This window comes from Bacillus sp. 5RYD7K (assembly GCF_059831465.1).
Genome location: NZ_CP191200.1, coordinates 1,942,374 through 1,954,361 on the forward strand (window position 1 = coordinate 1,942,374; position 11,988 = coordinate 1,954,361).

Below are 11,988 nucleotides of genomic sequence, written 5' to 3' on the forward strand. Positions count from 1 at the left end.
TTTGTATGTCAGTCAATACATAAATCGCTGATAAAAACGAAGTCTGTCGAACTGTTCAATTGACTCCTGACTGACGTGCCTGCCGATGCGGGCCATCAGACAATTGGCCGGATGAGAGCTGATTTCCGGTTCATCCGTTGCAAACCAGACAAGACCTCCGGCATTCATCATCTTTTCCATGATCTTTCTGTACTCCCACACGTCTTTTTTCATCCCTTTTAAATCCCAATGCCAGTAATATTCTGTCGTCATGATGATGTACCGTTCCATCTGTTCATCCATCATGCTGACAGTCAGCAAAGTTTTTCCGACAGAACAGCCTCTGTAGCCGGGAGCGACCTCGATCGCCCCGAGTTCAAGGAGATCTTCCATATTTCCGTCAGACCACCGTTCAAGCGGATCAGGATATAAATACGTCACATAGCCGATAATCGTCTCTCCGTCCCTGGCGATGATGATCCGCCCTTCGGGAAGCCCGGCTATTTCGACTAACGCTTTGTGCTGTTCATGAGGAAGGCGAAAGGCTGTCAGGCCTTCATGAAACTCATACTGTGCTAAGTCCTCTGGAGGAACGGGCCCTTCTACCAAAAGAGGGCCGGCTGCTGTCTGAATAGATGAAGAATGGTACGTTTTATGATGTTTCACTGATTCACCGCCTGTCGGTTCTTAATAAAAACACATCTCCTTTAAGCATAACAAAATATAAAGCGTTTTCAATAGTACGGCAATTTATATTTTAAAAATTGAGAAAACTGTGAACATCTACTATAATTAGTCTATAGATAAGCAAAGGGGGATGTTGCATGAATTTGAAAACGTTGCCAGCGGAAAAGGGGAATTATCATCTGCAAAATTATGAGGAAACATACCGCAGCTTCGATTGGAAAGAAGTCGAGACGGAGTTTTCCTGGCATCAGACCGGAAAGCTGAATGCCGCGTACGAAGCGATTGACCGTCATGCCGAATCATTTCGCAAAAACAAAGTAGCGCTGTATTACAAGGACGCAAACCGGGAAGAAAAATACACGTTTAAAGAAATGATGGAGGAATCGAACCGGGCGGGAAATGTGCTGAGACGATATGGAAACGTAGAAAAAGGGGACCGCGTTTTCATTTTCATGCCGCGTTCGCCGGAGCTTTATTTTATCATGCTCGGCGCAATTAAAATCGGTGCGATTGCCGGTCCTTTATTTGAAGCGTTTATGGAAGGCGCCGTGAAAGACCGCCTGTTGAACAGCCAGGCCAAGGTTGTCGTAACAACACCTGAACTGGCTGAACGGATTCCGGCGGACAGCCTGCCCGACCTGGAGCATATCTTCATTGTCGGCGGCAGCAAAGAAGCCGGAGATAAAATCATTCATTATGATAAAGCGGCTGAAGGAGAAAGCACGAGACTTGATATTGAATGGATGGACAGAAGAGACGGCTACCTGCTTCACTATACATCAGGATCAACAGGAACGCCTAAAGGCGTGCTTCACGTTCATGAAGCCATGATTCAGCAATACCAGACCGGCAAGTGGGTGCTTGATCTTAAAGAGGACGATATATATTGGTGCACGGCGGACCCGGGCTGGGTGACCGGGACGGTGTACGGGATTTTTGCGCCGTGGCTGAACGGAGCGGCGAATGTGATCGTCGGCGGCAGATTCAGTCCGGAAAACTGGTACGGCACGATTGAAAAGCTCGGTGTCAGCGTCTGGTACAGCGCTCCGACGGCTTTCAGAATGCTTATGGGCGCCGGAGATGAAATGGCGTCCAAATTTGATCTTACTTCACTTCGTCACGTCCTGAGTGTCGGAGAACCTTTAAACCCGGAGGTCATTAAGTGGGGACATAAAGTATTCGGCAAGCGCATCCACGATACGTGGTGGATGACGGAAACAGGCGGGCAGCTTATCTGCAATTATCCGTGCATGGAGATCAAGCCGGGTTCAATGGGGAAACCGATTCCGGGAGTGGAAGCGGCGATCGTTGACAACCAAGGGAATGAGCTTCCGCCGTACCGAATGGGGAACCTCGCCATTAAAAAGGGCTGGCCGTCCATGATGGATTCCATTTGGAATAACAAAGAAAAATATGAATCTTATTTCATGCCGGGCGGCTGGTATGTTTCCGGAGATTCAGCTTATATGGATGAAGACGGTTATTTTTGGTTCCAAGGCAGAGTCGATGATGTCATCATGACATCCGGCGAGCGCGTCGGCCCGTTTGAAGTCGAAAGCAAACTTGTGGAACATCCGGCGATTGCCGAAGCCGGTGTTATCGGAAAGCCGGACCCTGTCCGGGGAGAAATTATTAAAGCATTTATCGCGCTTAGAGAAGGGCATGAGCCATCCGATCAGCTGAAGGAGGACATTCGCCTTTTTGTAAAACAAGGGCTGGCCGCCCATGCCGCACCGCGGGAAATTGAATTCAAAGATAAACTTCCAAAAACACGGAGCGGAAAAATCATGAGACGTGTGCTGAAGGCGTGGGAGCTCAACCTGCCGGCAGGCGATCTGTCCACAATGGAAGATTAAAGAGACGGCGTTGACATCACATCTTATTTATGTTAAAAATGAGTAAGCTTCATACGAAAAGGTTTTGATTGAGACAAGTAGGATATCTGATTGTTCCAGAGAGCTGATGGCCGGTGAAAATCAGCACATAGGATATGCCGAATACACTCATGAACCGCTTTTGCGAACAAAGCCCTTCCAAGGCTTTCAGTAGTGGAAGAACGGACACGGTCCGTTATCAAAAAGAGTGATAAAAGCTTTTTTATGCTTTTATTAGTAGGGTGGTACCGCGATTATATCGTCCCTTCGTTTTAAACGAAGGGGCGTTTTTTATTTCCATAAACAAAGGAGCAGACAAAATGACTAATTTATTAGAAGATTTATCATTCCGCGGCTTAATCCAGCAAATGACGGATGAAGAAGGACTGAATAAACAGCTGAACGAAGAAAAAATCCGTTTATACTCAGGGTTCGACCCGACGGCGGACAGCCTGCACATCGGTCACCTTCTGCCGATATTGACACTGCGCCGTTTCCAGCTTGCAGGCCACCATCCGATTGCGCTTGTAGGCGGAGCGACGGGGCTGATCGGCGATCCGAGCGGTAAAAAAGCGGAGCGTACGTTAAATACTCAGGATATCGTTGTCGAATGGTCGCAAAAAATTAAAAATCAGCTTTCCCGATTTTTAGATTTCGATGCAGGAGAAAACCCAGCCGTCATAGTGAACAACTTTGACTGGATCGGAAAAATGAGCATCATTGATTTTCTCCGCGACGTCGGAAAGAACTTCGGAATCAACTACATGCTTGCGAAAGATACTGTAAGCTCGAGAATTGAAACCGGAATTTCTTACACGGAATTCAGCTACATGATCCTGCAATCCTACGATTTTCTGAATCTGTACAGAGAAAAGAACTGCAAACTCCAAATCGGAGGCAGTGACCAGTGGGGCAACATCACGGCAGGTCTTGAACTGATCAGAAAATCGGAGGAAGAAGGGGCGAAAGCGTTCGGTCTTACCATTCCGCTCGTCACAAAAGCTGACGGCACGAAATTCGGCAAAACAGAAGGCGGCGCGATTTGGCTTGATAAAGAAAAAACATCGCCGTATGAATTCTACCAATTCTGGATCAATACAGATGACCGTGATGTCGTCAAATATTTAAAATACTTTACTTTCTTATCAAAAGAGGAAATTGAAACTTATGCTGAAAAAGCCGAGACGGCTCCAGAGAAAAGGGAAGCGCAGAAACGCCTTGCTGAAGAAGTGACTGTACTTGTACACGGCCGTGAAGCGTTTGAGCAGGCCGTTCATATTTCTCAGGCGCTGTTCAGCGGCAATATTAAAGAGCTTTCCGCTCAAGACGTCAAGGTAGGTTTTAAAGACGTGCCTTCACTTGAAAAAGACCGCTCTGAAAAACTGTCTTTAGTAGACGTGCTTGTGGAATCTAAGTTGTCGCCTTCAAAACGGCAGGCCCGCGAAGACATTCAAAACGGGGCTGTTTACATTAACGGAGAGCGCCAGACGGAGATCGGTCATCTGCTGACGGCGGAAGACCGCATCGAAGATCAATTTACCGTACTGCGCCGCGGAAAGAAAAAATACTTCTTGATCACATACTGAAAATAAAGAGCAGTCCGGCCGCTCAATGCGGCAGGCTGCTTTTTTATGTTTTACGAATACTGCACCGGGAAATGAGTACAGTACGTAGTATAAGAAAAACAGGGAAGGGGCGCTGCGCCGTGAATTTCATGTTTACCATTGCGAAAGAAAGATTGCAGCGGGATCATTGGGAACAGCAGCAAAGCATGAACGCCGAAGTCAAAGCCGAAGAAACTGAGGCGGAAGAAGAAAATTCGACCTCATAAAACAAAAGCCTCCATCCCTTGGGAATGGAGGCTTTTGTTTGTCACCATATCAGTCTGACGGCGGCCATCAGCACGACGCCTGTAATGACCGTGATGGATAAGCTTTTCGTCCGCATCGCGCAAAGCAATGTCGGGATGAGGACGATCATTGCTTTCCAATCAAAGGTCAAAGTGCTGTTTGTTTTTACGATCATGCTTTCCGTTACCAAGGCGGTCAAAATGCAAAGCGGAATAAAGGAGAGCCATTTTAAAGCCAATTCCGGCATCTGAATGTTCCGGACAAATATAAACGGAACAATGCGCGGCACAAGCGTAACAATCATGCAGCCGAGTATAATCCAGATCATTTGCGTGCTGATGCTCATTTGTCCGTCACCACCCCGATTGTTGCCACAATTACGGTTGAGACGATGACCGCGATGTGTGACGGGACGAAATACGATAACAAGATCATAAAAATGATCATATAGACAATAAGGGAGAGGCTGTGTTTCAGCTTTTCCGACGCGGACGACTGCAATTGCAGCACCAAAAGCGCCGCAAACATAGCGGGCAAAGCAAAGTCCAGACCGAGAGCGTAAGGATCAGATATCCATTGTCCGAGAAGCCCGCCCATCACACAAGAAATAACCCAGCACGCATAGGCGGTTATATTGAGGCCGTTCATCCACTTATCGTACAGCCTGCCGTTCTGAACCGCCTTGTTCACCGCTACTCCGAAAGATTCGTCAGTAAGCAAAGCACCGAAGCCGATATTTTTCACCAAAGAGTATTTTGTGAAATAAGGCGCGATGGTCAGGCTCAGGAGCAGGTGCCGCAGATTGACGATGAACGTCGTTAAAATAATGGCAGAAATCGGACTCCCGGAAACAAGGAGTGAGCAAATAATAAATTGGGCGGCGCCGGCATAGACCAGCAAGGATAACAAACAAATTTCAAGAATACTGAGGTGTGAAGCAACGCCAACAATGCCAAAAGCAAAACCGACACTCATATAGCCCAGCAGTGTAGGCACACAATCCCGCACCCCCTGTAAAAACGTATCGTTCATTTCCCGGGAAACGGCTGTTTTTTGCACTTCTGTGTTAATCATTTTTATACTCCTTCCTTAGAGATTATAATGATAACGACTAATTAAAAAATCAAAGAAAATACGGTTCACATTTAAATGAACCGATTTCCGGTGACGACATGAAATAAAGAATGGTTTTGTTTCATCAGACCTTCAACTTTTTCAGCTCCGACTTCTTTCACAAGCTCCGCAAACATCAGGTCATGCCTCATATATTCCATGGCCACGAGAACGAGAGCGGGATCTTCTGTTTTAATGGCCCAGGCATTCGTCTGCGGGGAAAAATTGGCGATTAAGACTTCTTTATTATCCCGTGCTGCTATCGTTAATCTTCCGCCCATGCGTTTTTCCGCCACTTCAGGAGACATATTATGATGTGTCGTATTTCCGAGCTTTACTTCCGGAGGGCCGAACACAATCGAAAAGACGGGCAATTTTTCGGCGGCGCGTTTGTTAACGGCCTCTTGAATAAAGGGAATCTGCTGTTCCCAGACAGACAGCCACAACTCTTCCTCGGCTTTTTCAATCATATCCTTCAATTCATTGATGACATGATCATTTGTGCTGATGCGGCGGATGACATTCATCTCCTGCTCGCTTTCAAGCGCCAATAATTTCTCTTCAAGATAGCCGAAGGAGCTCTCGAAGTCATGCCGCAGCCGGTCGATTAATTCCTTTCCGGCCAGCGGGGCATATGTAACCGGATCAGACGGCACAATATGGACAGCGCCTTTATCAACTAATTTCCCCAATACTTCATAGATCATTGAGCGGGGGACGCCTGACCTTTTACTGATTTCATACCCGGTAACAGGCGAGTGTTTCAATAAGCCGATATATGCTTTGCATTCGTATTGAGAAAATCCGAATTTCTGCAGTTCTTTCAGAACATCCTCCATAAACATCCTCCATAGTGGTTATTCATGAAACTACTATAATGTAAGCGGTTGTATGTTGTCAATGGGACTTGAGTGCTGAAAGAACAATTCGGCTGTGTTTCCGCTTTCCAACTTATTTTGGGGCGAGTTACTTGTATGGCTCTTGTGAAAAACGTTGCCGTAGACCCACACGGATGCCGTTTGGTACGATAAATTCAAGAAGTCAAAATGAGGAGGATCATGGTGGAAAACACCTCTAAAATCGCTTTTTTATCAGTGATAAGCAATTCTCTGGTCGTCATGCTCAAAATAGCGGTAGGCATGGTAACCGGGTCTGTCGCAATACTTTCCGAAGCCATTCATTCTTTTTTAGATCTGATCGCCGCCTTCATCGCTTTTATTTCCGTCAGGATTTCAAAAAAGCCGGCTGATACAGGGCATCCGTACGGCCATGGAAAGGTCGAGAATCTGTCCGGAACGATCGAAACAATGCTGATTTTTGCGGCGGGGATTTGGATGATATATGAATGCGTTCAAAAACTGGTAAACCCGGAGCCTGTTCATCTGCCGGTATTGGGAATCGTTGTGATGCTTGCGGGAGCTCTCATTAATTTGATCGTCTCGAAATTAGTAAAAAGAGAAGCTGTAAAGGTTAATTCCGTGGCAATGAAATCAAATGCCCTGCACTTACTGACTGACGTGTACACCTCATTAGGCGTAGCGGCAAGCCTTTTGGTCGTTACATTAACGAAGTGGTACATACTTGATCCGATCATAGGTATGGTGCTGGCGGTGTATATCATATATGAAGCGTTTAAGTTAATGAAAGAAGCATTTCCGCCGCTAATTGACACCCGTTTGTCAGCAGAGGAAGAAAAAACAATTTTAAAGATTATCGAAACATTCCATCACGAATTTATTGAAATTCACGATTTTCGCACAAGGCGGTCCGGCCCGCAGGAGTATATTGATTTTCACATGGTCGTGGCGTCTCACGTGACGATTAAAGATGTGCATGACTTGTGTGACCGCATTGAAAGGGATATTACGGATGAATTTAAACAAGCACAGGTGATGATTCATGCCGAGCCGGAGAGTGAAAGGAAGAAATAAATCAGTTCTTGTATTTTGCGTTTTAACCAGAAAGGCCCGTTTATACGGGTCTTTTTGTTATGTAAATGACTATTTCTATCACGGATTGAGAGAGAAGCTTATACAAGAGAGACGTTCATTTCATACGTTATGGTGTAAAGAAAAAGGGAGGTGAATACGATTGAACGCTATTTCTGTTAAAGAGATTGAACATGGAGTCGCCGTTGCTCATCGAGAAGGTTTAGGAGAGTATTTGCACCAAGAACCGGTTTCCGGAAAATGTAAGCGCCGTTCACGCAGCCAAAAACGGACACGCCGGACACATCGTTCACGCAGCAAAAAACGGACGCACCGGACACACCGTTCACGCAGCCAAAAACGGACGCACCGGACGCACCGGACACACCGTTCACGCAGTAAAAAACGGACGCACCGGACACACCGCTCACGCAGCAAAAAACGGACACACCGGACACACCGCTCACGCAGCAAAAAACGGACACATCGCACAAGACGGTCCCAAAAGAAACGCCGCTCTTCCCGCAAACGCTGTTTTAAATGCTGACTGTAGAAACGATGATAGATGATCTGCTATAATGGCAATAAAGGGACTGGATAAAAACTCCAGTATTACCTGCGGACACTGAACTGACAACATGACGCTGTTTGTTCGTGTCCGTTTTTGATTTTTGAACAACATGCCGAAGGATAAAACAGGAAGGGATGACGCCGAATGAAGCTGAATGAGGAAATGTATCAAGACCCTGAAGGAAAAACAATCTATTCGCAGGATATCAGCAGCAAGCTTTTGCATATCACGGACAGCGGGCATATCAGCGTTGACTTCATCAGCATAAGCAGGCTGCGGAAGGCTTCGAAAATCGCGATCTTAGGTGACAGCGTCGCCCGGGGGCTGCGTGCGAAATACAGCTTTGGTGACATTCTGAAAGACCGGACAAACGCCGAAATCACCAATCTGTCTGTCAGCGGCGTCAATATGAGCAACAACGGAAACGATAACATTTATCAGCAATCACTTAAAACGTCGGGACAAGATGTCATTATTGTGCAGGGAACAGATGATGATTGGTGCGGCCACATCCCCATCGGCACAGATGAAAAAGATATCACTTCATTTTACGGAGGTTTCTGCCAAGTCATTCAGCAGCTCCGCAGCAGAAATAAAGGCGCGAGCATCATTGCAGTGACCCCGACGAAACAAGCGAAAATGTCAAACGGAAAAATCGTCCGCCGTGATACTGATAAAAATAAACTGGGTTTGAAGCTGGCTGACTATGTGAAAGCCCAGAAAGAAGCCTGTACCCTGCTTTCTGTACCGTATGCCGACCTATTTGATACAGATCTCATCGACCCGTATAATCCCGCTTTCCGTAAAATGTGCATGTCAGAAGGCCTTCATCCGAACGAGACAGGGCATCAAATCATCTTTCAGGAAATCTGCCGAAATTTTTATTATTATTACGGATGAAACAGCACTGAAAGGTTATTTTCGGCTTTTCTCTTCTAAAAGCTCAATCATTCTTTGAGATGCACGCCGTTGCGCTCTTAAAAGCGAGACGATATTTCCGGTAAAACCGATTAAAATGATAAGCAGAAAAATGATTATCCACATAAGCGAACCTCCCATCGGGTGTTGAAAAACCCACTCTTTATTTTACTTATTATGGATGAGGAAGAGAATAGGTCTAACTATTGGTGTTTCTTTATAAATCCATAAAAAAATGCACAGACTGAAACGGGTCTGTGCATTTTTATTCGCTTATTTCAGCAGATTCAATGATTCGCGATTAAAGGCTTCCAAATCGTCAGGTGTTCTGCTTGTTACGATGTTATGGCTGACAACGACTTCTTCATCTTTATAATTGGCGCCGGCATTGATTAAGTCTTTGCGGATGCTGCGGTATCCCGTGATATCTTTCCCTTTCAGAAGGTCGGTATCAATCAGCAGCTGCGGGCCGTGGCAGATCGCAAAAACGGGTTTCTGATTTTCCACGAATGCTTTAGTAAATTCACCCGGGCGATCATCTCCGCGAAGCAGATCCGGTGAAAAGCCTCCAGGGATTAATAACGCATCGAATTCCTTGGCGTCTGCGTCTGAAATCGCTTGATCGATCTTAACTTTCTCACCGTGCTTGCCCGTCACTTCTTTCCCTGCTTCCAAATCTATTGTCACCACGCTGTGGCCTGCTTCTTTAAATGCTTCTGCCGGGCTTGTATATTCAATATCCTCGAATTGGTCTGTTATCAGAACTGCGATTTTTTTGCTCATCATCATGCCTCCTGTGTAGTTTGTATATGACAAGGATATCAGGCAGATCGCTCTCTCTCAACGTATTTGCTTGAAGATAAGCATAAAAAAGACCCCTCTGAAAAAGAGGAGCCAAAAGGTACGGAGGCCTGCTGAAACTTGCGTGTTTAACCTGAGATAAGGCAAGAAATCGAACCGATTACTTTTTGTGTCTTTTTTTATGCTTTTTACATCCGCATTTCCCGGGATCGCCCGGATCAATAACCTCATGAATTGTTTCTTCCTGATATACGTGGCGGGGAACATAACGGATATGCTCTCTTTTAATGTGTTTGATGGGATGGACGTAAACCACTTCTTTGTCAGTATACGTGTCAGTCACAATATACTTAGGGTCACAGTAATATACTTTCGATTTTTTACCCATTCATCTCACCTCCCGTACTTTATTAAATGCTGACAAGGGGGATTTTGCATCGGACAAGTACACCACGGCAAGTCCACATTTTTGCAGTTTGCAATAAGAGCGGATAGTATCTGTATGGTTTTTCCTGAATTCGCTTCAAATTGGGATGGCTAACGCTTTTTAATCAGGGAAATTTATAAAAAAGAATTCAACATAATTCTTTTCTCAGTTCAACGAGATGCTGACATCTTTGGAGGGATTTCTGAATGCTCGATGAAAAAACTATTGAAATCGTTAAAAGCACAGTGCCGGTCTTGGAAGAGCACGGTGAAGAAATCACAGGACGATTTTATGACCTGCTGTTTCAGCATCACCCTGAGCTGCTGAATGTCTTTAATCAGACGAATCAAAAGAAAAAAACCCAGCGTACAGCTTTGTCGAATGCTGTGATCGCGGCCGCCGCCAATATTGACCGCTTGGAAAACATCGTTTCCGTCGTTAAACAAATCAGCCAAAAACACCGGAGTATCGGAGTTAAGCCCGAGCATTACCCAATCGTTGGCAAGTACTTGTTAATCGCGATAAAGGATGTGTTAAAAGACGGAGCTTCTCCTGAGGTCATTCAGGCATGGGAAAAAGCATACGGCGTCATTGCAGACGCATTTATCGATATTGAGAAGGAAATGTATGAACAAGCGGAAACACAAAAAGGCGGCTGGAAAGACTATAAGGCGTTTAAAATTGATAAAAAAGTAAAAGAAAGCAAAGAGATCATGTCTTTTTATTTAAAACCGGAAGACGGACAAGTTCTCCCCGAATTCAAAGCGGGACAATATATCAGTATAAAAGTATACATTCCGGATACGGGTTATACACATATCCGCCAGTACAGCTTGTCCGATGTGTCCGGTAAAGATTATTACCGGATTTCCGTTAAAAAAGAAGGGGTTGTTTCCTCTTATCTGCATGACCAATTACATGAAAAGGATTCAATTGAGATCAGCGCTCCGGCCGGTGACTTCGTATTAGATCCTGATTCCAAAAAGAATCTGGTTCTCATCAGTGCCGGTGTCGGAATTACCCCGATGATCAGCATGTTAAAGACGGTTGCCAAAACCCAGCCGCAGCGAAATGTTCTCTTTATCCATGCGGCAAGGAGCGGAGAGTATCATGCGCTGCGTCATGAAGCTGAAGAAGCCGCTGAACACTCATCCGTTGCCACCGTCTTTATTTACAGCGACCCGTCCGAACAAGACCGCTCAGAAAACATTCATTTTCGGGAAGACCGGATTGACAAACAGCTGTTAGAAGAAGTCATGACAGAAAAAGATGCTGATTTTTATCTATGCGGATCACCATCATTCATTAAGGCAATGAAAAAGCTGATTTCCGAATTCAATGCACCGCCGGAATCGATTCACTATGAATTATTCGAACCGCAGCTGAGTATGGTGTGATGAAAGAAGGAAGACGAGGATTTTAATGTATGAAGCACCCGGATTGGGTGCTTTTTTTATTCTCTTGCAAGGAAGGTTCCGCTGCCCACATACAGGGAAACAAAGATACAAATCAGGGTAAGGTCACCCGCATTAAAGGGGATGGAGGTGAATTGTCTTATTGAATATAAGTCCAAGACGGAAAGCCTGTTGGCGCTGAGGAGGAAATAGCGTGAAAATAGGGAGCGTCTTATCAGCAGAAAAAAAGCCATGTGCAGTATGCAATAGAAGAAATAGGGAAAGCAGGATGAGTCCCTGCTTTCTCTATTTCCTCGTGATTCCGTAATATAAAATCACTATCTCGCCAATGGCAAGTACTATACGAACGATAATTAATTTGGATTGCAACATACTATACGTTAAATCTCACTCAAACAGACTGGATTGAAAGCACCAAAAAGAAT

At 45.3% G+C, this 11,988-nt stretch carries 14 protein-coding genes and 1 other annotated feature; of the genes, 7 read left to right on the plus strand and 7 right to left on the minus strand.

What is annotated here, in order from left to right; all coding sequences use genetic code 11:
• Positions 1-12 precede the first annotated feature (12 nt).
• Positions 13-645, minus strand: coding sequence for a GNAT family N-acetyltransferase (locus ACQE26_RS09780; protein WP_500471407.1), 633 nt, complete (start codon positions 643-645; stop codon positions 13-15).
• A 158-nt stretch (positions 646-803) separates the two neighbouring features.
• Between ACQE26_RS09780 and acsA the strand changes: the two genes are divergently transcribed.
• The 3 genes from acsA to sr7p all read left to right on the plus strand — a co-directional run bounded on the left by acsA (position 804) and on the right by sr7p (position 4,371).
• Positions 804-2,522, plus strand: a complete 1,719-nt coding sequence (gene acsA, locus ACQE26_RS09785) for an acetate--CoA ligase (protein WP_016938553.1) — start codon at positions 804-806, stop codon at positions 2,520-2,522.
• A gap of 55 nt (positions 2,523-2,577) precedes the next feature.
• Positions 2,578-2,810 (plus strand) — a binding site (T-box leader).
• Positions 2,811-2,860: 50 nt separating this feature from the next.
• Positions 2,861-4,126 carry a tyrosine--tRNA ligase gene (gene tyrS, locus ACQE26_RS09790; protein WP_500471409.1) on the plus strand — a complete coding sequence of 422 codons (1,266 nt, stop codon included), beginning with the start codon at positions 2,861-2,863 and terminating at the stop codon, positions 4,124-4,126.
• A 119-nt stretch (positions 4,127-4,245) separates the two neighbouring features.
• Positions 4,246-4,371, plus strand: a complete 126-nt coding sequence (gene sr7p / locus ACQE26_RS09795; protein ID WP_342008031.1) for a small protein SR7P — start codon at positions 4,246-4,248, stop codon at positions 4,369-4,371.
• Between the two features lie 41 nt (positions 4,372-4,412).
• On the opposite strand, the gene ACQE26_RS09800 is transcribed toward sr7p, so the two are convergent.
• The 3 genes from ACQE26_RS09800 to ACQE26_RS09810 form a co-directional block, all read right to left on the minus strand.
• Positions 4,413-4,736: an AzlD domain-containing protein gene (locus ACQE26_RS09800; RefSeq protein ID WP_016938556.1), complete on the minus strand. Its 324-nt coding sequence runs from the start codon at positions 4,734-4,736 to the stop codon at positions 4,413-4,415.
• Positions 4,733-5,464: an AzlC family ABC transporter permease gene (locus tag ACQE26_RS09805; RefSeq protein ID WP_500471412.1), complete on the minus strand. Its 732-nt coding sequence runs from the start codon at positions 5,462-5,464 to the stop codon at positions 4,733-4,735. Before ACQE26_RS09805 ends, ACQE26_RS09800 begins: the two co-directional genes overlap by 4 nt.
• Positions 5,465-5,535: 71 nt before the next feature.
• Complete coding sequence (locus ACQE26_RS09810) at positions 5,536-6,342, minus strand: TrmB family transcriptional regulator (protein ID WP_016938558.1); 807 nt, start codon at positions 6,340-6,342, stop codon at positions 5,536-5,538.
• A gap of 219 nt (positions 6,343-6,561) precedes the next feature.
• Between ACQE26_RS09810 and ACQE26_RS09815 the strand changes: the two genes are divergently transcribed.
• The 3 genes from ACQE26_RS09815 (at position 6,562) to ACQE26_RS09825 (ending at position 8,902) form a co-directional block, all read left to right on the plus strand.
• On the plus strand, positions 6,562-7,434 hold the full coding sequence (locus ACQE26_RS09815) for a cation diffusion facilitator family transporter (RefSeq protein WP_060964540.1): 873 nt from the start codon (positions 6,562-6,564) through the stop codon (positions 7,432-7,434).
• Positions 7,435-7,594: 160 nt separating this feature from the next.
• Positions 7,595-7,978, plus strand: coding sequence for a CotG/ExsB N-terminal domain-containing protein (locus ACQE26_RS09820; RefSeq protein ID WP_500471413.1), 384 nt, complete (start codon positions 7,595-7,597; stop codon positions 7,976-7,978).
• Positions 7,979-8,146: 168 nt separating this feature from the next.
• Complete coding sequence (locus tag ACQE26_RS09825) at positions 8,147-8,902, plus strand: SGNH/GDSL hydrolase family protein (protein WP_438420398.1); 756 nt, start codon at positions 8,147-8,149, stop codon at positions 8,900-8,902.
• Positions 8,903-8,917: 15 nt separating this feature from the next.
• Here ACQE26_RS09825 and ACQE26_RS09830 read toward each other — a convergent pair whose 3' ends face one another.
• The 3 genes from ACQE26_RS09830 to ACQE26_RS09840 form a co-directional block, all read right to left on the minus strand.
• Complete coding sequence (locus ACQE26_RS09830) at positions 8,918-9,046, minus strand: hypothetical protein (RefSeq protein WP_256076118.1); 129 nt, start codon at positions 9,044-9,046, stop codon at positions 8,918-8,920.
• A gap of 147 nt (positions 9,047-9,193) precedes the next feature.
• Positions 9,194-9,703: a cysteine protease YraA gene (gene yraA / locus ACQE26_RS09835; protein ID WP_060964543.1), complete on the minus strand. Its 510-nt coding sequence runs from the start codon at positions 9,701-9,703 to the stop codon at positions 9,194-9,196.
• Positions 9,704-9,881: 178 nt separating this feature from the next.
• The gene (locus ACQE26_RS09840) at positions 9,882-10,109 is read right to left on the minus strand and encodes a hypothetical protein (RefSeq protein ID WP_060964544.1); all 228 of its coding nucleotides are present in this window, start codon (positions 10,107-10,109) and stop codon (positions 9,882-9,884) included.
• Between the two features lie 245 nt (positions 10,110-10,354).
• Here ACQE26_RS09840 and hmpA point away from each other — a divergent pair, with 245 nt between their 5' ends.
• On the plus strand, positions 10,355-11,545 hold the full coding sequence (gene hmpA / locus ACQE26_RS09845) for an NO-inducible flavohemoprotein (protein WP_500471415.1): 1,191 nt from the start codon (positions 10,355-10,357) through the stop codon (positions 11,543-11,545).
• Positions 11,546-11,988 lie beyond the last annotated feature (443 nt).